Source organism: Alteromonas sp. KUL150 (genome assembly GCF_009811475.1).
Taxonomy (GTDB): Bacteria; Pseudomonadota; Gammaproteobacteria; order Enterobacterales; family Alteromonadaceae; genus Alteromonas; species Alteromonas gracilis.
Genome location: NZ_BLIJ01000072.1, coordinates 61998 through 80380 on the forward strand (window position 1 = coordinate 61998; position 18383 = coordinate 80380).

General features: G+C 41.1%; 29 protein-coding genes and 1 pseudogene. 2 read left to right on the forward strand and 28 right to left on the reverse strand.

All coding sequences use genetic code 11. From position 1 onward, the window contains the following. Nucleotides 1-8: 8 nt before the first annotated feature. Together GVO62_RS17510 and nlpI are read right to left on the reverse strand one after the other, a co-directional pair. Nucleotides 9-1607 carry a sel1 repeat family protein gene (locus tag GVO62_RS17510; protein WP_159120347.1) on the reverse strand — a complete coding sequence of 533 codons (1599 nt, stop codon included), beginning with the start codon at nt 1605-1607 and terminating at the stop codon, nt 9-11. Nucleotides 1608-1619: 12 nt separating this feature from the next. Then, entirely contained in the window at nt 1620-2522 is a 903-nt protein-coding gene (nlpI, locus tag GVO62_RS17515; protein WP_159120348.1) for a lipoprotein NlpI, read from the reverse strand. A gap of 135 nt (nt 2523-2657) precedes the next feature. On the opposite strand from nlpI, the gene cdd reads away from it, so the two are divergent. Continuing rightward, entirely contained in the window at nt 2658-3065 is a 408-nt protein-coding gene (cdd, locus tag GVO62_RS17520) for a cytidine deaminase (protein ID WP_332874098.1), read from the forward strand. Nucleotides 3066-3158: 93 nt separating this feature from the next. Here the strand turns inward: cdd and GVO62_RS17525 are convergent, their stop codons facing one another. The 26 genes and pseudogenes from GVO62_RS17525 to GVO62_RS17640 form a co-directional block, all read right to left on the reverse strand. Beyond that, a complete protein-coding gene (locus tag GVO62_RS17525; protein ID WP_159120349.1) occupies nt 3159-3827 on the reverse strand; it encodes a hypothetical protein in 669 nt (222 codons plus the stop codon). A gap of 17 nt (nt 3828-3844) precedes the next feature. Continuing rightward, a complete protein-coding gene (locus GVO62_RS17530; RefSeq protein ID WP_159120350.1) occupies nt 3845-4447 on the reverse strand; it encodes an RNA polymerase sigma factor in 603 nt (200 codons plus the stop codon). A gap of 9 nt (nt 4448-4456) precedes the next feature. Then, entirely contained in the window at nt 4457-5149 is a 693-nt protein-coding gene (locus GVO62_RS17535) for an energy transducer TonB (RefSeq protein WP_159120351.1), read from the reverse strand. A 94-nt stretch (nt 5150-5243) separates the two neighbouring features. Continuing rightward, nucleotides 5244-5414 carry a hypothetical protein gene (locus GVO62_RS19380; RefSeq protein WP_173358607.1) on the reverse strand — a complete coding sequence of 57 codons (171 nt, stop codon included), beginning with the start codon at nt 5412-5414 and terminating at the stop codon, nt 5244-5246. Between the two features lie 96 nt (nt 5415-5510). Then, entirely contained in the window at nt 5511-5654 is a 144-nt protein-coding gene (locus GVO62_RS17540) for a hypothetical protein (RefSeq protein WP_236547223.1), read from the reverse strand. Between the two features lie 13 nt (nt 5655-5667). Further along, nucleotides 5668-6369, reverse strand: a complete 702-nt coding sequence (locus GVO62_RS17545) for a DUF4328 domain-containing protein (protein WP_236547224.1) — start codon at nt 6367-6369, stop codon at nt 5668-5670. Between the two features lie 95 nt (nt 6370-6464). Further along, nucleotides 6465-7514: a DUF2157 domain-containing protein gene (locus GVO62_RS17550; RefSeq protein WP_159120352.1), complete on the reverse strand. Its 1050-nt coding sequence runs from the start codon at nt 7512-7514 to the stop codon at nt 6465-6467. A 77-nt stretch (nt 7515-7591) separates the two neighbouring features. After that, nucleotides 7592-7849, reverse strand: a complete 258-nt coding sequence (locus GVO62_RS17555) for a hypothetical protein (RefSeq protein ID WP_159120353.1) — start codon at nt 7847-7849, stop codon at nt 7592-7594. Between the two features lie 20 nt (nt 7850-7869). Continuing rightward, the gene (locus GVO62_RS17560) at nt 7870-8094 is read right to left on the reverse strand and encodes a hypothetical protein (RefSeq protein ID WP_159120354.1); all 225 of its coding nucleotides are present in this window, start codon (nt 8092-8094) and stop codon (nt 7870-7872) included. Between the two features lie 101 nt (nt 8095-8195). After that, nucleotides 8196-8600, reverse strand: coding sequence for an MAPEG family protein (locus GVO62_RS17565; RefSeq protein ID WP_159120355.1), 405 nt, complete (start codon nt 8598-8600; stop codon nt 8196-8198). A 34-nt stretch (nt 8601-8634) separates the two neighbouring features. Then, nucleotides 8635-8952, reverse strand: a complete 318-nt coding sequence (locus GVO62_RS17570; RefSeq protein WP_159120356.1) for a hypothetical protein — start codon at nt 8950-8952, stop codon at nt 8635-8637. Between the two features lie 133 nt (nt 8953-9085). After that, nucleotides 9086-10030 carry a hypothetical protein gene (locus GVO62_RS17575; protein ID WP_159120357.1) on the reverse strand — a complete coding sequence of 315 codons (945 nt, stop codon included), beginning with the start codon at nt 10028-10030 and terminating at the stop codon, nt 9086-9088. 109 nt (nt 10031-10139) lie between these two features. Continuing rightward, on the reverse strand, nt 10140-10625 hold the full coding sequence (locus tag GVO62_RS17580; RefSeq protein ID WP_159120358.1) for a shikimate kinase: 486 nt from the start codon (nt 10623-10625) through the stop codon (nt 10140-10142). Nucleotides 10626-10692: 67 nt separating this feature from the next. Then, nucleotides 10693-11547, reverse strand: coding sequence for a DUF1444 family protein (locus tag GVO62_RS17585; protein ID WP_159120359.1), 855 nt, complete (start codon nt 11545-11547; stop codon nt 10693-10695). Nucleotides 11548-11729: 182 nt separating this feature from the next. Then, nucleotides 11730-11921 (reverse strand): YHS domain-containing protein, encoded by a 192-nt coding sequence (locus tag GVO62_RS17590; RefSeq protein ID WP_071951487.1) that lies wholly within the window; start codon nt 11919-11921, stop codon nt 11730-11732. A 65-nt stretch (nt 11922-11986) separates the two neighbouring features. Further along, on the reverse strand, nt 11987-12364 hold the full coding sequence (locus tag GVO62_RS17595) for a hypothetical protein (protein WP_159120360.1): 378 nt from the start codon (nt 12362-12364) through the stop codon (nt 11987-11989). Nucleotides 12365-12468: 104 nt separating this feature from the next. Further along, nucleotides 12469-12705 (reverse strand): hypothetical protein, encoded by a 237-nt coding sequence (locus GVO62_RS17600; RefSeq protein ID WP_159120361.1) that lies wholly within the window; start codon nt 12703-12705, stop codon nt 12469-12471. A 61-nt stretch (nt 12706-12766) separates the two neighbouring features. Next, nucleotides 12767-13027, reverse strand: a pseudogene (locus GVO62_RS17605) (GNAT family N-acetyltransferase); the annotation flags it as partial. 93 nt (nt 13028-13120) lie between these two features. Next, nucleotides 13121-13570, reverse strand: coding sequence for an MBOAT family O-acyltransferase (locus GVO62_RS17610; protein ID WP_159120362.1), 450 nt, complete (start codon nt 13568-13570; stop codon nt 13121-13123). 8 nt (nt 13571-13578) lie between these two features. Continuing rightward, nucleotides 13579-14115, reverse strand: a complete 537-nt coding sequence (locus tag GVO62_RS17615) for a GNAT family N-acetyltransferase (protein WP_159120363.1) — start codon at nt 14113-14115, stop codon at nt 13579-13581. 250 nt (nt 14116-14365) lie between these two features. Then, nucleotides 14366-14746: a VOC family protein gene (locus GVO62_RS17620; protein ID WP_159120364.1), complete on the reverse strand. Its 381-nt coding sequence runs from the start codon at nt 14744-14746 to the stop codon at nt 14366-14368. Between the two features lie 84 nt (nt 14747-14830). Beyond that, nucleotides 14831-15592, reverse strand: coding sequence for a hypothetical protein (locus GVO62_RS17625; protein WP_159120365.1), 762 nt, complete (start codon nt 15590-15592; stop codon nt 14831-14833). 77 nt (nt 15593-15669) lie between these two features. Further along, entirely contained in the window at nt 15670-16032 is a 363-nt protein-coding gene (locus tag GVO62_RS17630) for a hypothetical protein (protein WP_159120366.1), read from the reverse strand. 181 nt (nt 16033-16213) lie between these two features. Further along, entirely contained in the window at nt 16214-16384 is a 171-nt protein-coding gene (locus GVO62_RS19385; protein ID WP_167390646.1) for a hypothetical protein, read from the reverse strand. Between the two features lie 90 nt (nt 16385-16474). After that, nucleotides 16475-16765 carry a hypothetical protein gene (locus GVO62_RS17635; RefSeq protein WP_236547225.1) on the reverse strand — a complete coding sequence of 97 codons (291 nt, stop codon included), beginning with the start codon at nt 16763-16765 and terminating at the stop codon, nt 16475-16477. A 162-nt stretch (nt 16766-16927) separates the two neighbouring features. Further along, nucleotides 16928-17377, reverse strand: coding sequence for a hypothetical protein (locus tag GVO62_RS17640; protein ID WP_159120367.1), 450 nt, complete (start codon nt 17375-17377; stop codon nt 16928-16930). A 316-nt stretch (nt 17378-17693) separates the two neighbouring features. Between GVO62_RS17640 and GVO62_RS17645 the strand changes: the two genes are divergently transcribed. Next, nucleotides 17694-18383: transposase (locus GVO62_RS17645; RefSeq protein ID WP_159120368.1), on the forward strand; the 690-nt coding region annotated here is incomplete at its 3' end.

Here is an 18383-nt window from a genome sequence, read left to right on the forward strand (position 1 = left end):
GGTTAGTACTACCCTTTAGAGCCAGTAAAAGCTTCATATTCTGCTAACCAGTGTGCCGCTTCTTTTTGATTTCCACTGTTGTGGAAGGCCTGAAAAAAATTCATCGATATAGGTCGCTGTACATTTTGTCTTTCGAGCTGCTGTTGCCAAAGCACAAGATATAAAGGAGGGATAACACCGCTGTCGTGATGCTCCATAAAAGTGATCCGTCGGCTTGGCTTATAGCTGTTTTTCCCTAATATTGTACAGGTTTTAGCGCGCGCGATTATTGTAGCAGGGTCTATATCCAGCCAGTTGTTAACCGTGGCGTAAGGCGCATACCAGAACTCCGAGTCAACAATGAGATTAGGGGGCGAAAAGTCACTGATATCGTTTTCATCACACAGCCTTGTCGCCATTCCTTTGCCAATAGGATACTCATCAGCAAAGCCAGCGAAATGGGCCAGTTCATGAACGAAAACCGAGTATGCGTCGCTGATATCTAAATACATTACCCCATTTTGAACATTCGCTTTTCCTTGCTCGGCCACAACAACGGCATGACTAAACTTACGCTTTTTGGCAATACTTGCTAAAGGCGTGATATTACACCCTAAAACGCCCGTGTTGTTGAAGTCTGGATTGCAGCGCAATACGTCAGCTTTAAGCCAAATTGGCGGGGCAAGACAGATAGAAAGCCCTTTTAAACGCTCATCATTTTCAAACGACTGATAAAGACTGTGCGCGCGCATAATAGTAGCCAAGCTTGTTGCAAATGGCTGTATACGCTGCAGGCAATCTGCATTACTCTCCCAATTATATGAATCTGCAAGCTTTATCGCTTGGCTTTCAGAGAGTGGCGTGTACAGGCCAGTCGATTCTAGGGCTTTCTTTGCTTGTAGGTGACCCTTTTTAGCAGCGAATTTGAAGTGTTCTTTGGCTTTTGAGTATTCGCCCTCATCCCACAGCAATCGGGCATACTTAAAAGCGCTTTGCATATCGAGTGTCGCTGTTGCCGCTAAAAGAGGCTTTGCAAGGGCTTGTTGTCCATGCAAAAGATACCAGTCAGCCAATGCTGCTTGAGCAGGCAAGTAATCTTGCGAAGCTGCCCGAATTAACCACTTTTCACGCTTTTCTGGTGATTCTGTCGACATAGCAAATGCAAGCTGAGCTTCAGCGACATCACCCAGTGCCGCTAAGCGCATAAAGCGCTGAGACGCGCCTTCCTCTCCTAGAATCTGATAAAGCAGCCATGCCGCATCTGCGTTTTCAAGGTTAACGAGTTTTTCGAGGTAATAAGTAGCGGTTGATTCCTCTATACCGTTTTGTTGGGCAAATTGTTGTTCGTACGCCTTTTCAAATTGCATTAATAAAGCAGATTGCGCCACCTCACTGCCCTGCTTAGATGCCAACCAGAGTAACGCGAGCGCTTCAGTAGTTTGACTGGCAGGAAAGTGTGACAAAGATGACGTTTCATCAGTTGGCGTTTTTGCAACTCCAACTAAATCGTCGTTAATTTGTGGCAGTTGGAGCACGCTTAATGCATTGGCGATAAGTTGAGGAGCATATCGCCCACTGTCGCTAGCAACAATAAGCAGCGCGAACACGGCTAGAAATAGGCCTCGCATAATGTAGGTCTATTACTCTTCGTTTGCTGGTGTGCTTACTGCGTTCTCACGCAAACGGTTAAGCTCCATTCTTGCGTATCTGTGTTCAACATAATCGAAAACGTTAGTACTAAGCGCTAGCTTAAAATAGTTAGACGCTACGCCACTGTTTCCGCGGTGACTGTGGAATTTGCCCAAGTAGAAATACGCTTCGCACAATCTGTCTGTCAGCTCTTTTTGGCTTTTCACTCCGTCAAGCAACGAATTAAGCACGTCATTTTCATTAACGGTACCTAGAAACAAATCCACCAGCGTTGTTGCCCAATGGTCATTGTTTAGCGTAGGTCGAATAGACGCTAAGTAGCTTTGTCCATCAAGCTCAGACACGTCATGATGAGCAAAATACGCCCATAGAGCACGGAATGGGTCAGTGTCATCTTTTTCAAAGAAGCGATTCAAATCAGTAATTGCAAGCTCTGCTCTTCCGCCGTAATACAATGCAATACCCCGATTTAAAAATGCAAAATCATAATCCGGGTTAATTTCTAAAGTAGAGTCGAATGCGTCATAGGCTTGAAGAAAATCGTTTTGCTGAATGTAATGAATGCCCATCGAATTATGAGCCTCAGCGAGGTCAGGCTTTAAGTTTATCGCCTGGGAGTAATCAAATTGAGCAAGGCCCCCTAAGCCAACGCTGTCATAGAGCATTCCACGTTGAAAATGTAGCTCAGCTTTGTCTTCATCGGAAAGCGCAGGACTACTTAAAACTTGGTTGTAACGGGCAATCGCCATTTCCGAACGCGGATTAACGGGCGCAGGCTCGGCTAAAAGCAAGTTTCCCATTTGAGGCCTTTCTGAAACAGGTGGTGTTTGTGCACAACCGGTTAAAATAGCAGCGAATAAAGAAAAAAAGATGAGACTAACGTTTCTGCGCATGGTAAAAAAGCATTCTATAAAAAAAGAAAAAACCGCCTGAGTATTTAGTATACGCTTGTCGCGGCATTAATGCCGCCAACCTTCTCGCATTTGATGATAAAAGTAAAGCGTATTGGGTGGTTAACACAGGTAGCTATGAAGAAAAATAATTTAGAAAAACTATCACAACTTGCTTTTGACGCACAGAAAAACTCTCATTCACCTTATTCCAACTTTAAAGTTGGTGCTGCAGTGCTCACTCCAACAGGCGACACTTTCTCTGGTTGTAATGTAGAAAGTGCCGCGTTTCCATTAGGGCAATGTGCAGAAGCCACCGCCATTGGCAATATGGTGACACAAGGCCAAAAGCGTATCTCACATATTGTTATTGCTAGCCCTAACGACGAATTCTGCTTCCCATGCGGCGGATGTAGGCAGAAAATTGCTGAGTTCGCGCCAGATGAAACCCCCGTTACCATGGTAAGTCAAAGTGGAGAAACATTTGAAACCACTATTGGTGAATTACTTCCCAACGCTTTCCGGGCCCACGATCTAGACAAATAAACATACTGCGAAACGCTGTTCGTAAGCGAGGCTTGAGCGAAACATTACCGCCCTTGCCTCGTTTACGAATTTATATACCCTGCTCTATTCCTATCAGCATATCAGCGGCTTACTTGATTGCTTTATTGAAAGTATTCTTCCCTGTGCATCTAAGGCCAGCGCCACGTTAGCACCAACACTAATATCACCCTGTATGCGACCGTTGATATTCAACGATGTAATTAGGTTTTCAGAAACCACAACCTGCTGCTTTTTACAATTCACTAGAAGCCAGTCCCCATCTTGCGATTGCAACGTAGCTGGCTGCAGAGTTACCGCTTTAGCGACTAAGTCACTCTCAACATATTGGCGCGTGTAGGCGTTGAAACGCGCTTGATAGTCGTTACTCGTTTTATTAGCGAACAATTTATCTTCGCCTTTGAAACCGTGGTAGTGAACAATGTCTACATTATGTGCAGCGGTTTGCCTACTTGGCAAAAAACGGCTTTGGAATGTTCCAACATTATATACTCCTAGCATAGCTACAATAGCAAATGCCACCGCGGTAAATCGCAGGGTTGAAGAAGCAAAATAGGCGCGAATGTGCGAGCCAACGTGCTCGAACATACGTTCTTTTTCATTTTCACGTCCTTTAGCCTTGTTATGTGCAAGCACATTGGCGCGTATTCGGGCGTTTACCTTGTCGGATGATGTATCATTTTGCTTCTGTATTTGCTGGCTGCGTCTAAATGCATCTTGTAGCTCTTTATCTGAAATAGACATGATTACAATTTCTCCAATTACAATTTCTCCAGCATTGTTTTAAGACTGTCTTTTGCATATCGTATTCGTGTTTTGACCGTTTCTTTTTCAGCTCCACATATGGCAGCTATCTCCCTAAGCCCAAACCCTTCAAGCTGTAGCGAAAGCGCTTCTTTTTGCTTGTAAGGCAATTGCTGAATACAAGCCTTGAACACGTCTTTTTCTAACCCTTTTGCCACATCTTCTTCTATCGTTGACTGGGCATGCTTTGTTAATTCACCTGACGAGAACGATTCAACCGCGTCGTTGTTATATTCAAGCTTGGCGCTTTTTCTTAACTCATCTATAAGCGTTCGCCTACCAATGGTGAAAAGCCATGCTTGAAAGTTGTCGCCGCTCTTAAACAAATGACTATTTTCGATAACTTTTATCCAAGTGCGCTGACAAATATCTTCAGCTACTGTGCTATCACTCAACACCTTTAGAAAATAGAATAGCTTGTTGTTGTGTAAATCAAAAAGTGCGGCTAAGGATGCTTCATCACCCTTTGCGCTGTACTGCAGCATCAGCCTTTCACTCACACCCAACGCTTTTTCGCGCTTACCTTGAAACAGGTTTTGTAAGCTTGCGCCTATACTCATAGGCAATCCTTATTGTTCTAGTTTGAAATCTAATACTACAACCATACCTGGTTGACTAACAGGTTTACCGCCATCTAGCTTGGGTTTGTATTTCCATTTTTTAAGGGCTCTGCGTGCGGCTCTATCAAACATCCGCTTGGGCTGTGAATCTAGTACCTCAATATCAGATACAGCGCCACTAGCAGACACCGTAAACCCAAGTTTGACCCAGCCCTCAACACCATCACGACTAGCTTCTGGTGGATAAGTAGGATCTACTCTAAATTGAGGTGTAGCCTGCATATCACCTTGAGCACTGTTTAAATTTATCGATAGATCTAATTCTGTATTAGGAATGTGTGTTTTTATTTCAAAATTGCCAGGGCCGTCGTTGGGCTCAGGATCAAGTTCGACAACCTTTTGTGGCGGCGTTTTAAGTACTTGCTCAATAGGCGCAATGGGCTTTTTAGTAATAGTGCGCTCATCTTCAGGCTGGAAAATGATAGGTTCAAAAAGCACAGGTGGCGCTTCGCTTATGTTTACCTGATCTTGCTTAATAAGTTCTGCCATCAAGACAAAAAGCCCTGCGGTGACGGTTCCACCCGCAACTGCGATTACAGCGGTACTAACAGTGCGTTTCAGCAGAGGCGCTTTCTCAAACGGTAGAACACCATGTTGTGACAGGTGCTGTGAATTAGTGCTTGGTAGTATGGTAGTTTGCATAATGTTCCCCCTTTTTTCACTAAACGGGGGAACTCAAAGAAAGGGGTGAAAATAATTTTTTTATTTACGCTGAGCGTAGATAAAGCGTAAACCCTTATTTATTTTGATCGCTGGGCCTTTCGCCTTCACGTACATCCTCACTAGAAGTTCGCGCATTTTTAGCGTCTTGGCGTTTATTTAATTTAGCTGCTGCCATAAAGCCAATAATAAAAATGGCGAAAATAACCACGCCTACCCAAATCAATACGTTAAAAAGAAAGTCCATATCATTCCCTAATCACAATTTTGTGAAATAACCTTAACATTTATTGGTTTAAGTAGGCGAAATAGATCATAACGCCTGTTTTAACCATCAACTCGGTTATTCAGACTGCTCAACGCCTATAGCCATTACGGATTGCCCATCCTTAATTGCAGGCATTTGATTGACCATCATCACGGTACCATCAACAGGTGCTTGAATAGTTTCAACGTGATTACCAAAGTAATCGACTACCGTTCCCACCTCTTGCCCTTTCTTAACCTTGTCTCCTATTGCCTTGGACGGTCTGAAAAAGCCAGTGGTTGTGCAACGCTAGCTGCGCTCTAGAAACGTTTTTAATCAATAACCATGTGATTAACGCTAGAGGAATAGAAATGATTTCTGAAGCCTGTGAGACCAAATTTACATTCATAATTTCTGGTATTTCCTCCGCTCTTCTGGACATTCGAAAAACCGCCTGTCCCACCATGCTATTCGCAATCCAAAAAAACCACCAAATACCTAAAATTGAACTGACTTTTTCAACCGGCCAATCACCTGGGTTTTGACTAGCCTGCCAGATTTCTTTCATCGCTTGATAGGGTTTCCATAGCGATACTATTGGAATGAAATAAAAACCTATCGACCAGCCTGGCGAAAACGACATATCTTTCGCACCAAAATGACGTGCATTTTGATTTGATTGATAAATCCACTTGAGAATTAAAACACCGGATAGGATAAACACTCCAAAATACAAGAGTGCAATGGCCTGCTGTCTTTTGTCATTGACTTCAGCATCGGCTACCGCCATTTCTTGGCTAAAGTAAACACCATTTTGAAAGTCGGTTAGAAGCTGATATTCCATTAAATTTGAGCCGATAGCGACGAGTGCCAGAACAACTTGCAACACAAGCAAATATTTAATCCACACCATAAGGCGGCTAGGGTCTTTAAACTCTACCTGCTTCTCTGACATATCTATTTACTACCTTCAGTTTTCGCCACTTTAATGGCTGTTATAAAAATGTATTTTACCGATTGTCTTTTCGCGCATTTACTAAGCGTTCTTCGTTACCCAAGTTTTTTATCTAGCAGTTCCTGTAGCGGCTTTGGCAAAACATGACGTGCTTTGCGCGTAATCTTAATTTCATTCTTTTGCCACCATATGCCTGCATACACTACACCCAAACCAATTGCCGTTAACGCAATGGGAAAAAGCCAACTGTCCTTAAACACGTTGGATGCTAAGTGCCCAAGATAAAAGCAAGATCCTAACGCACCGAATATCACAAAGACTTTTCGAACCAGCAATGCACCTAGCCCCACCATGGCGAGGTTTATACAAAAATATAAAAACTTTGAAAGTTCACTGTCTGAGTGCTGGCTTGAAAGCCCGCCCCAAAACGCAATAACGCCAAATAAATACAACCAAAATGCGTAATCAGCAGTGTGCCTTGAACGTATATCGACCCAAAAAGCCAATAAGGTCATGAGTATGCCGAAGTACATAGATACTTTTGCGCGAAATTCCCACGTATGAGAATTCCATATATCGTCTTGGTCAATGATAAGCATGACGACATCCATGCTGATGTACCAAAGCGTTACAGCAATAGGCATAATTAAAAACGGGAACTTATAACGCCATGCTATGATTAAGCCAGTCATCAATGTACCTAGTTCCATGTACAACCACAGCCATTTAATACGCGTATGGAACTGACGGTAGACCGTATCGTCATCGGGCCACAGGCCAAGCCACTGTTGAAAGCCGTAGATAGCAAGCGGCGTTAAACACACCACAAAGGTAGCGCAAATACCTGCCGGAATGACTAGATTCTTATGTGCTAACGAATTCGCAAGCTTTAGGCCTACACCGGCATAAAGCAGCGATATAAAGACGATTCCTAAGCCGCCAAACTGCTCCCACCCCAAATTCATAAATAAGGTCATAGCGCCTATCGCGATTAGACCACCTAAATAATAAAGAATATGGGTAAAGGTAAATGCAGGAGTATGTTGGCTTTCTGCCTGAAAAAAATTATAAAGGTCAACGCCCTGCTGTTCAGAGATAATGTTGTTGGCCACAGCTTTTTGAATACTTGCTTTCGATACTTCCATGTAATTCTCTGAAATAGCTTGTAATACTTAGAACTTTTACTTTACGCGGTTATGGCTAAAAAGCCAGCCTAGAAAAGTTACAGAGCTTTTCTTATCTCTTTGTCGTACGCTTTTTCAGATTTTTTCCACATTAAGTGGCCAAAAGCGACGCCTGCAATGGGAAAGATAATTAATGCGATGATTGGCCGTACCCAAATATTCTCTGATGGCTCGATATACTCCATTAACGCGGCCCAAAGGATGGCTGTGGTGACACCCCACCCTAAAACCCCGTTAATTAAAACGAAGCGTTGCTTGCCTTTTTCGCGCGTTTTTGCCCACTTTTCCATGTTCATTAAGATATCCTTTTTTAAAATCAAGCAATCATTACTAAGCCGACGAAAACAGCGACTACGCTAATAAAACCAACCGCGAAAGTCCGTCCTTCATCTTTTCCCGCTCTTGGATATTTGCCGAAGGTTAGGAGTTTAAGCACCACATGGCCTATACCTTTTAAAACCAATTCGACGATAAATTCTACCAGTATCCACTTTATTATTCGAAGTATAAAGCGGCTCAGCGGCTCCAATACGTCTTCCATAACTTTAATACCTTTTAATTTTATTTTTTATTAGCGGTCGCCTTTTAACCATGGCGCTGATAACGTCCTTTGCTCGATAATCAGGTTGCTTTGACCTTGAACTACCAGCTAAAATTACGAATAAAAATCAAAGTCCACATTGCCAAAACCGCAATAAAATTGATAGTAAATACCACACCGCGCAATCTGATATTGTCGGTAAATATCTGAACAATGCTGTGTAGCACTCTGCCAATCACAAATGTCCATGCCAAGTAGATTTGCACACTGGCTATCGGCTCATCCATTGCGATTAGCAATACGCAAGCGGTATAAAAGAACATTGGCCATTCAAATTGGTTGCTTAAGTTTGCGCTGATTTTAGGCTGAATAGTGTGAAAAGGGTTCGAGCCGTTTATGCTTCGACCTACTCCCCATACAACGGGTGCGCGAGCTACGGTTAACAAAGCATAAAGCACGGCACACCAAACGATGTGAAGGAAAACGGGAGTGAGAAGTGGGCTCATGACTGCTACGTGATATCCGTATTATAAATTTCGCCTATAAAGAAACGGCTTTAACTCGGCGTTCGCTGTCTATGTAGAAAAGTGAATACCCCTTTGTTTTAAACTGTTCTCGCAGCGTTAAAAGATACTCTATATCTTTTTCAATCACTATTAGCTTCTTACGCCCGGTATTATCGAGGGCGGACATCAATGCCTCGCCGTTGGCTTTATCAATCTGTGTACCAGCAACGATATAGCTGGTATCTGTAGACATAATTAATAAGCCTTTACCAAGATCCGCTGATTTCTTACTTGTAGAAGCACAACCAGTAACTAGAAAGCAAATTAAGAGAAGAGAAGTCCAACTTTTCATAGATATCCTTTAATATTGTGTATCGCCTTATGTTTGAAAGTACCACGTTTCGCCTTAAACGAAAAACCTTCGTCATCTGTGAATTTTTTGAGCCTATTTACAGCGACTTGAGATGTCAAAGCTATATTTGCTCTCATATAGCACTATGAATATATGCTTGCTCGTTAGGATAGTCGACAACAATGTGCAAATACTTCAATGCAGACCCACCTAGTGCCCCATCAATCCGCCTGTCCATCATCGAAGACATAAATTGATGAAAATTAGGGTCGGGTCTGCGCGTGAACCACACAGGCCCTATCGTCGATTTGCCAACGGTTATAGCCGGAACGCGAATCATATCTTGGTTTGAAACTCGGCATCCGTTTTCAATCACTAACCAATCGGAGTGGGCTTTCGTCCATTCATCAAATATAGAAGCAGCTATAAAGGACGTTCCACTTTGTACTTCTGGTAAACCTGCCACTGTTGCTGCTTCACTTGAAGGCCATGCTGACGCACCTGTATCTAGAAGCATGGGAATTAATTTTCCATCCACTGAAATATCAATACTAGGGAATGCTAACGTGTAGTGCCCTTCTTCATTTTTCTGAAACCCTAATGGTATGGTGATTATCGTGTCTGATAGAGGTGCTTCATTTAGTACAGAAATGCTTTTATTGTGGTAATCGAATTCAATAATCTTTTCAGCATGCCAGCGCCCACCTAAGGTCCCGTCGCTCATTCCATTCCGGCTAATATCCCCTTTTGGCACAACTTGCAACTTGCCTTCCCACCAATTATTTAGACCTGCACCTGGTATCGAAACAGATTTATTAAACTGAGGCATAGCAGTAACCTCGATAGGCCCATCTTCGGCTTCTTTTGTCTGCGTATGCCAATGGTATTTATCACTTAGTTCTTTAGAAATCGCATTCCACCCGCCACCTGTATCCGTAAAAAAAGTAATGGTTGTACCATCAGTAAGCTTTGGTGTTAGGTAGATCAAATCATTTTTAAATTCACTGGGTAACTCATCAGAAAAGCAAAAAGAAGAAGGAAATAAAAATAAAAATAAAAATAACAATATAGATTTCATGAGGGCCTTCCTTTGGCAATGTTTTTTGTGCGAAGAATTGTGGCTATTATTAATTAAGAGATTTAAGCAAAAGCTTTACTTGTTCTTAAATGTTAGCTAAGCCGAACTATCAGCTTTTTTCATTTTGGGTAACCATTTTTTTATGACCACTATAGCTTTCATAAAATTGCTGGTGCGCAGAATAAGAAAACGTATCGTCTCTTTCCGTATATTGCCCTATCCAATCTATCAACATTGGTAAATTATCATCTTGGGCTTGTTTGGTCTTGTACTTATGGGGTTCCCAAGGTCTTGATTTCGCATTAGCTATACACAACTTTACAGGTAAATTCATAAATATAATCTCAGTAGACTGCGCTTCGACAAGTTGTAATAAGTCTGTGTAACACCCTTCAATAACCCAAGTTTTATTAGAGCCGGTAAACGCCTGTATCTCTTGTGCAGATTCTTTGATCGGCTTCCTTTCAGGCGGGCTAGTGGGTTTCCATGCGAGGGTATCGAGTTCTAAATGTGATAGACCGCGTGTTTCACGCAAATGTCTCGCCAACGTAGATTTACCAGAACCGGAATTACCAAATATTAAAATTTTAGCCACGGTGTTTTCCTTAATTCGTCAGCAAAAGGTGTCAAGAAACACTGCTTATTCTATCGCCGTTAGCCTGCTACTCGTAAAACTTAACCCATTTACCTTCTTTGCGAATAAACCCAATGTTAGACACGGGATGTGGCCAGTGATTATCTGGGTTATGCACGATCTCTCTCACCGTCTCTAAACTATCCACATCCTCTGAGCCCGTTACAATTACAACGTCTCTAGAGGGCACATAAACTACTATATCGCCTTTCACAGGAAAGTTTTCTTTTGACCATAGCGCGTCATAAATTAAAAAAGACGCTTCGTAAGTACCATCGGCCACAACCATCGAGATGGTAGAAGGGTCACCTTTAATTTGTAGTGACTCAACAGTATTCATCAAATTTGACAATGAAAGGTCTCTAAGGTCTTTTTGCTCTACACCTAAGTTAGCAATATCGTCTTTTGGCATGAACTTAATAGAAGAAGGCGTATCAATGGCATAAAGAATATAAAGAACGTCATTTAACTTTTCATAAAAGAAAGGAAACTCACCCTCATTATTTTTGCTCATTAATTCCGTTATATGGTTAATATAACCTTTATCTTTAATAACGGGGACGATATGAGTTTTCTCCATATTGGCCTTTACGTCACTACTGTTTTTCGTTAACGCACTAATATACGACTCAATAATTACGTCGAGCTCTTCAGGGTCAGAAAGGTAATTCATGTAAGCGTTATTGAGATAAGCGGTAGACGTTCCTCCATCACTATAAGTCATTTCAATCTCTAGACGACCTTTTATATCGGCGCTTACAACCTCAGTTTTGGTGATAACTGCGTTCGCATACCTTTGAGTAAATGCACTTTCATTTAAAATACTTTGAGCAAACGCACTACTTATAAAAAAACACACAAACGCCAATATGAATATTTTCATTTTTTACTCACTTATTTCCTTATTAATTGGAAATCTTACGACTTCCTTTTTTGATCTAATGTCGCATTGATGAGCTTTTCAAATGACGTATTTGCTTACTCTAGATACTCTAACGTACGCTGGTTTCGGAGTTATTATTTACATTCATGCCTGTTAGTACGCGTTAAAAAAATCCTGATATTTCACTTCCCAAACTTTTCTTTTATTAGCACATCAAAGTACTGAGTATCGTTCGGGCTTGCTTGGAAGTTTTTAGCAAAATCGCTGCTACACCCAGGATTACAAAAGCCTACCGTATAGCCACGATAATCGGTTAGCGAATCAGGCTTTACTGGTTTGCCAGATCGAGGGCAGAACTTGTTAATTGGCTCCACTGCTTTTCCTTAAAAGGTACTTACCACATTGCTTTCAAATTCCAAATGAACGAGCGCAAGGTTCACTACTTACCATGATTAAAATGAAAAAGTTCGCCGATTGCCCACCCAATTGATATAGCGGCTATATATGCGATTGGGCTGTATAATATCATAAGGCCAGCACCAATATTCGCGCCACCACCAACAAACACAAAAACCTGCCCGTAACTAGCAGATGTCACTAACAATGCAGCTAAAGTCATAAAGAGAAGGCTTCGCTGGCTCAGTTTTTTGTTAAAGGCCCCTAAAACAGCAAGTACTACAAAAGGCAAACCGGGCAATATGCCCCAATATAATAAATTAAGAGATGACGTGGACCCGCTCCCAGCTATGAAGGCAGTGAATGAAAATATGGCACCACCGAGAGTATTAAACGCTAACAAAGCAATTCTACTGTTCATATATAAACCTAAATCCTTTTAAACTTGCAGAACAAAAAATCGACGAAAAGTATACGCTTTTTTTAACGCTTATCTCGTGAATCACCCATTCACAACAAGAAGCCCTATTTTCGCTGCGCGTCTCTTTGGTCTAAGTCGTTACACAACTGGCAGTTGATGTTCTTTTTAAAATTGTATGCACGACGAGTGGCAAATATGGCTATAGAAATAAAAGCCCAGGTTAGTCCAAATGTTACAGAGTAAGAAACGGTTTGACCTTTAATATATTGAACGCCTGAAAACAAAGTAAACAGCATGGGAAAAGCAAGACTGTATTGCAAAATCCATTTTTTAATTGGCATGTGAGTTCCTTTTTATATCTTCCACACTGAGCTTGTTATCTATTTAAAATAACGTGCTTTGTTAGCTACTTTTTGAGAGTTTAAAAGTTAAGTTCTCTTTAACAGCGAGCCATTCTGAATTAATAATGGAAAACACGACCGTATCTCTATAGCCACCATTAGCCATTTTCTGATGGTTCCTAAGCACGCCGTCTTGCTTTGCTCCTAATCGAGCAATAGCGGTACGTGAAGCTTGGTTATGCCAGCTTGTTCTAAACTCTACAGCAATTGCTTCGAGCGTTTCAAAGGCGTGAGTGAGCAAAAGTAACTTACATTCCGTGTTCCATGGTTAAGGGAGTAAGCGTTATATTTTCAGATTCTAATTCTACGTCTTTAAACCACATATCACTTTCCATGTCTGATTAGTCGTATGTTATCAAGCATACAGGGTTTCCAAAAAGTACGTTATACCTAGCGAAATTAAAATAAACGATGCATTAATTAGTGCGCGAACAGGCCAACTAACAAGACCGTATGATACCCCTGCCCATTTAGAAAAAATAACTGTTAATCCCATTAACCCAAACCACGGCGTAAAGAAAAAAATGGTTTTCCACTTAATGATTGATACGGCGATATCGTGAAGAGCTCCGCTAACTAGAAATGTAATAAAAGTAGCTAAAGAAATGGGCAAGAGATTCGCAATTGGGCGCATAACATTGCGTGATAAATAGTAACCCCAGATAGGATTCCAATATCGCCAAAAAACCGGAAAAGAAGATGCACCAAAAGAGCGTAAAAGCATGTTTTTCATGGAATCACTCGCGCCCAATGGTACGCCATTCCGTTTCTTTACATATTGCGCAAGTGAGAGTTTGCTTTTCATAGTTAATGTTACCAAAGACCGGGCTCATTTAATGCTTCGACACATTTAGTAGGACCGGCCATAGGCTCAATTACCTGCCCTTCTAGCGATTGAGCAAGCCAACCAATAGGCTGACTCAATGGGCAAGGCGCTTTCACAATATGTTCACTAATTTGCTCGAAACCAGTGTTAGAATAATAACTTGGGTCGCCATAGGTAAAAGCCAAACTTACGTTTAAGGACCTTAAATGATATAGGCCATAATTAATTAGATTCTGGCCTATACCAGTCCTTTGCATATCTGATGAGACGGCGACCGGCGACAAAATGAAAGCGTTCTGCCCACTTGGTACCGTTAGACGACTGAAAAATATACATCCGACAACAGTCTGGTTTATTTCTGCAGTGCACCCTATTAAATCTTGTGATGCAGTAGTAGCGATAAGGTTGGTAACGAAATCTGCAATAACTTGACCTTCTGCTTGCCCCTCAGATTCAGAGAATACTTTCCTGAAAAGTTCGATAACCTCAAGAGATTTCGATTCATCAAATAGTGAAAATTTCATATTGCCTTATACTTTATTTTTTAACACAAGGGAGCACAATGCCGCAAAGACTCAGTGATACACGAGCTACACTCGGCAACGACGTAACGGAGTGTACATGTTTCAGTATCAGAGAGGCCTAAATGAACATTTCTAAACTGGTAAACACTATAGCCTAAGAAGCGAAAGCATATCTTCACCATCTTCGTCCAAGCCGAAGCTTGAATGAAGTCGTTAGCAAAAGGATTTTTCTGGCTTATGCAGCAATATGCTATAAACGCTTCTCTACTTTCCAAGGAGGATTTAAGCGGTTCTCACCTGCCCAGTAAAGTTTGATTTTGTTACCAGATGGATCTTTTAGTATTGCTTCTTTCCATAAGTACCGTTGCTCTGTCGGTTGCTGTTCAAACTGAACACCTTTCTTAGTTAACTCAGCACACAGTTCATCAAGCTTTTCATGCTCGAAGTAAATCACAGAATTATTTTCAAACTCACCAGATTCGAGTGATAAGGAGAAAGTAGAGTTCCCGTCTGGGCAAGAAAACCTTGCGTAATGAGGAGTATCAACAATTTGAGTAAAGCCGAGCTTTAGATAAAAGTTAGCTGCAATATTCATATCTTTTACTGGCAAAGTTACCTGATTAAGTTCCATTTAAACTCCTAGCGTATAATAACTAAAAAACAGACTAAGTAATGATTGACCCGAATGCGAAATAAACTGATACATAGCTAGCTGCTACGTGCCCCTAGTTATTTTCTTATTATGGCGCTTCAAAAGGACCTCCAGCTTGTCATGCGTAATATTAAATACTTGAACAACTTTAGTTCCGTCTGGTGAAAGCTCCACTTGCTCCTCATTCTCAAATTTAATATTAAGCCCAAGATATTGAAGGGTTTCTTTGTCGTAAGAAAAGAGCATAGAATCCCTTTCCTCATTCAACCCTGGCATCATACCCAAAATCGTGACAGCTTGGTTTACACCAACTGTCTCAAAGAACTCTAATTCTCTCTCTTGCCATCTGAGCAAATAAGTGTCCATATCTTCATTATAATCAGCCTGTCTGAAAAATCTTTGTATTCGCGAAAACCAAGATATTTCCTCTTCAAAAGGAGTGTACATCGGTTGTGTCGAACCTCCATGCCACCCGAGAAACGCACCTTCAGATACGACAACATCATTACTTGCCGTAACAATGTAATTTGCACAGGAAGACGTGCAATAGCGTTCTATAACAACCTTCAAATCAAACTTATGCACTAAATACCCAATATGCATTCCCCCGAAAACTTCACCTCCTGAACTAGTTACAATTAACGTGTCAATTTCCTTGGGGTGTTTGGTTAATATACTTTCAAGTAACTTTGCATTTTCTTTTGACGTGTTGCCAATGAAACGAACAGTATATTTATCAATTAAATCTATCTCATTTATCTTAACTTGAGGGGAGCCTGCACACCCAAGGAATAAGAGTAAGGCGAGAAATAAAAGATTACGCATTCTTGCTCCATAAAGCAGATTTTGGGGTTCACGTGCGCGGCTATAACCCGAAAGAAGTGATTGAGTTTATTTTGTGTTTACACCATTACCCCATTTAACAGCATACCAGGCATGAAAAAGCTAAATGCAAATACACCTGAACCTGTTAATGCTAAAGCCAGACAACAAAATGAAGCCTGTAACGCAAAGACACTGGGTTTAGCAGAATTACTATGCCTAATAGAAATGGCTGCGATACTTATAATGTTTTTCAATTGCACGTAGGTGCGCTGGAGCCAAGCCGAAAAAGGTTGAAAGGCGACAAGCAAAAACGTGAACGCTACTTCAATGCCGCCAAACTGTAAAAGTAACGCAATTTCGGGAGCAAACGCTGCGACTGCTACTATGCAGGTGCCAATTAGAGCCTTCTGAACGAAGGTTAAATCTTCCCAATTTTTCATCTAATTCCTTTTATCAACGCCTAAACAATGGGGAAATATCAGTTAGTAAAACTTAACAATGCAGGAGCAAGGAACAACTGTTTCCGCCCTGCTGAAGTCACATGTTGTGTAGCGAAAAAAACAACATACAAACTTGGGTTAACACAGAAACTAAACCTTGCAAATATCGAGCGCCGACAGGTTAAGTCTCTTTTCGCCTTTTGATTGGAAACAAGCCAAACCAAAAGGCGCCTTCAAGAACAAGGCCCAATATGATGAACAAAAACACACCTGACTGAATTCCTTTGCTGTAAGATGCGATAGCGGCTGCTAGAAGAACTAGCGCAATAAGAATTCGATAAATAGCTTTCATTTAAACTCTCCTTTTTAAATGCCAAACGCTAAGCTGAATGGCAGTGATGTTGCGGCATTTAATGGCTCACGCGTTAAGCGCCGGCCGATACTACAAATAACCTGCTTTTTGGTACTTTCCATACCCTGCCCTAGTCAATTCCTTAAGCTCTTGAAAGAGTCTGGCATCTGTTGCTTTAAAATTAAAGCACGATTTGCCTTGCATTCGTTTTTGAAGCTCTGGGGATATACTTTCTAATAATTCTGGAAATACATAAACGGGCATCAGATGAAAGCTGACATAATTCTTATTGATCTTGACTGAGCCAAAATACATTGGCTTCTTGTTTTTCATAACGTGATGCGTGTTCAAATAAAAATTATCGGGATTGTCAGTAACCACTGACCATGCCATTGGAATATGGAGTCAGTATATCTTTGAGATGATGAAAAACTTCGTCTGGATTATTCACTTTTTTAAAACCTCATAGGCTTAAACATTACAAAGTCACATAACACCCTACTTTTTGTTCCAGAGAGCAAAGCGATTGACTTAGTGTGCTAGTTATATCGCGATTTTCGCCTCAGTTTCAGAAGCTATAGATTGGTTTATCTTGTGTTGAAAGTAAATGACATGAAAGAAACTGCTGAGAATAGGATCTAGCCACAGCGTATTGCCTTTTGAAACGTTATTTATTCTGTTTATCCTATTTCTCACTTTGATAATCCATATAATATGAAAAATGGTAGACAGTAGATGAAGAAGTTTAGCAGTGAGCAGTAGTGTCGCTGGGGCGGGGAAAAGAAAGTAGTAGATGAGTCCAAGAAGAGAAACTAAATGAATAGAAATTGTGATTGTTGTGAAAACCTTTGAGATAGGATTTTCCGTTTTTGAATTCAGTATATTAGTTAATTGCCACAAGCGAAAAATGACATAAAGCCCAAAAGAGAAAACACATAAGGCTAGGACTGCAATTAAAGATTTTTCTTTAAACACACTATTTGACTGAGACATTTCTTCTTCCTTGAAATAAACATAAAGACATTGATGCGGTCTATTGATTAATTTTCAAGGAGGCAAATCAATCAGAGCCAGTCAACTGTTATGCCTAAAGCCCGAAAGTTGCAAAATATAGAGACACCTTATTAAACTCACTGAAAAAACTTAACATGACAGGCATAACTTAGAAAAAATCAAAACTGTCCCCTTGTAAAAACTTAACATGACAGGCATAACTTAGAAAAAATCAAAACTGTCCCCTTGTACACTTTCTCAAATCTAACTCTCCATTCAAACTGATATACGAGTTAATCAGAGTAAGACAGCCGCAATGCCTAAAGCCCGAAAGTCTCAAATTAGTTTATCGGATACGCCCTTTTACCATTGTGTTTCCCGCTGTGTTCGTCGTGCCTTTTTATGTGGCGAGGAAAACGGTAGAAGCTTTGAACATCGTCGCCAATGGGTAGAAGACCGTATTCATGTTCTAAGTGAGGTGTTCGCCATTGATGTATGTGCTTATGCGGTAATGAGTAATCATACGCACCTGGTATTACACGTAAACAAAGAGAAAGCAGACGCACTAAGTACAGAGGACGTGATTAAACGTTGGCACAAACTGTACAAAGGCACATTACTCTCGAAGCGCTACATATCACCAGATTCATGCAAAGACTTACATGAAATTCAAATTAAAACTGTGGAGATAACGGCTGAAGTATGGCGTAAAAGGCTGTTTGATATCAGCTGGTTTATGCGTGCACTGAATGAATACATTGCCAGGGCCGCTAATAAAGAGGATAACTGTACAGGGCATTTTTGGGAAGGACGGTTTAAATCTCAAGCGCTATTGGATGAGTCAGCTGTCGCCGCCTGTATGGCTTATGTTGATTTAAACCCAGTACGAGCAAAGATAGCCAAAACGCCTGAAACATCAGACCATACCAGTATTAAATACCGAATTAACGCAGCCAAGGTAGGCAAAACACCGAAAAGACTTATGCCTTTTGCAGGCAACCCAAGA

Bases quoted from the DNA above. Each gene is read 5' to 3' on its own strand.
- GVO62_RS17555 (WP_159120353.1), bottom strand. From the start codon at position 7,849: ATGAACATGGAAAAGTGGGCAAAAACGCGCGAAAAAGGCAAGCAACGC.
- GVO62_RS17620 (WP_159120364.1), bottom strand. From the start codon at position 14,746: ATGGAACTTAATCAGGTAACTTTGCCAGTAAAAGATATGAATATTGCA.
- GVO62_RS17550 (WP_159120352.1), bottom strand. From the start codon at position 7,514: ATGGAAGTATCGAAAGCAAGTATTCAAAAAGCTGTGGCCAACAACATT.
- GVO62_RS17615 (WP_159120363.1), bottom strand. From the start codon at position 14,115: ATGAAATTTTCACTATTTGATGAATCGAAATCTCTTGAGGTTATCGAA.
- GVO62_RS17570 (WP_159120356.1), bottom strand. From the start codon at position 8,952: ATGAAAAGTTGGACTTCTCTTCTCTTAATTTGCTTTCTAGTTACTGGT.
- GVO62_RS17610 (WP_159120362.1), bottom strand. From the start codon at position 13,570: ATGAAAAGCAAACTCTCACTTGCGCAATATGTAAAGAAACGGAATGGC.
- GVO62_RS17585 (WP_159120359.1), bottom strand. From the start codon at position 11,547: ATGAAAATATTCATATTGGCGTTTGTGTGTTTTTTTATAAGTAGTGCG.
- GVO62_RS17575 (WP_159120357.1), bottom strand. From the start codon at position 10,030: ATGAAATCTATATTGTTATTTTTATTTTTATTTTTATTTCCTTCTTCT.
- GVO62_RS17510 (WP_159120347.1), bottom strand. From the start codon at position 1,607: ATGCGAGGCCTATTTCTAGCCGTGTTCGCGCTGCTTATTGTTGCTAGC.
- GVO62_RS17600 (WP_159120361.1), bottom strand. From the start codon at position 12,705: ATGCCAATTAAAAAATGGATTTTGCAATACAGTCTTGCTTTTCCCATG.
- GVO62_RS19380 (WP_173358607.1), bottom strand. From the start codon at position 5,414: ATGGACTTTCTTTTTAACGTATTGATTTGGGTAGGCGTGGTTATTTTC.
- GVO62_RS17560 (WP_159120354.1), bottom strand. From the start codon at position 8,094: ATGGAAGACGTATTGGAGCCGCTGAGCCGCTTTATACTTCGAATAATA.
- nlpI (WP_159120348.1), bottom strand. From the start codon at position 2,522: ATGCGCAGAAACGTTAGTCTCATCTTTTTTTCTTTATTCGCTGCTATT.
- cdd (WP_332874098.1), top strand. From the start codon at position 2,658: ATGAAGAAAAATAATTTAGAAAAACTATCACAACTTGCTTTTGACGCA.
- GVO62_RS17545 (WP_236547224.1), bottom strand. From the start codon at position 6,369: ATGTCAGAGAAGCAGGTAGAGTTTAAAGACCCTAGCCGCCTTATGGTG.
- GVO62_RS19385 (WP_167390646.1), bottom strand. From the start codon at position 16,384: ATGAAAGCTATTTATCGAATTCTTATTGCGCTAGTTCTTCTAGCAGCC.
- GVO62_RS17565 (WP_159120355.1), bottom strand. From the start codon at position 8,600: ATGAGCCCACTTCTCACTCCCGTTTTCCTTCACATCGTTTGGTGTGCC.
- GVO62_RS17625 (WP_159120365.1), bottom strand. From the start codon at position 15,592: ATGCGTAATCTTTTATTTCTCGCCTTACTCTTATTCCTTGGGTGTGCA.
- GVO62_RS17640 (WP_159120367.1), bottom strand. From the start codon at position 17,377: ATGTCTCAGTCAAATAGTGTGTTTAAAGAAAAATCTTTAATTGCAGTC.
- GVO62_RS17525 (WP_159120349.1), bottom strand. From the start codon at position 3,827: ATGTCTATTTCAGATAAAGAGCTACAAGATGCATTTAGACGCAGCCAG.
- GVO62_RS17535 (WP_159120351.1), bottom strand. From the start codon at position 5,149: ATGCAAACTACCATACTACCAAGCACTAATTCACAGCACCTGTCACAA.
- GVO62_RS17530 (WP_159120350.1), bottom strand. From the start codon at position 4,447: ATGAGTATAGGCGCAAGCTTACAAAACCTGTTTCAAGGTAAGCGCGAA.
- GVO62_RS17595 (WP_159120360.1), bottom strand. From the start codon at position 12,364: ATGAACAGTAGAATTGCTTTGTTAGCGTTTAATACTCTCGGTGGTGCC.
- GVO62_RS17630 (WP_159120366.1), bottom strand. From the start codon at position 16,032: ATGAAAAATTGGGAAGATTTAACCTTCGTTCAGAAGGCTCTAATTGGC.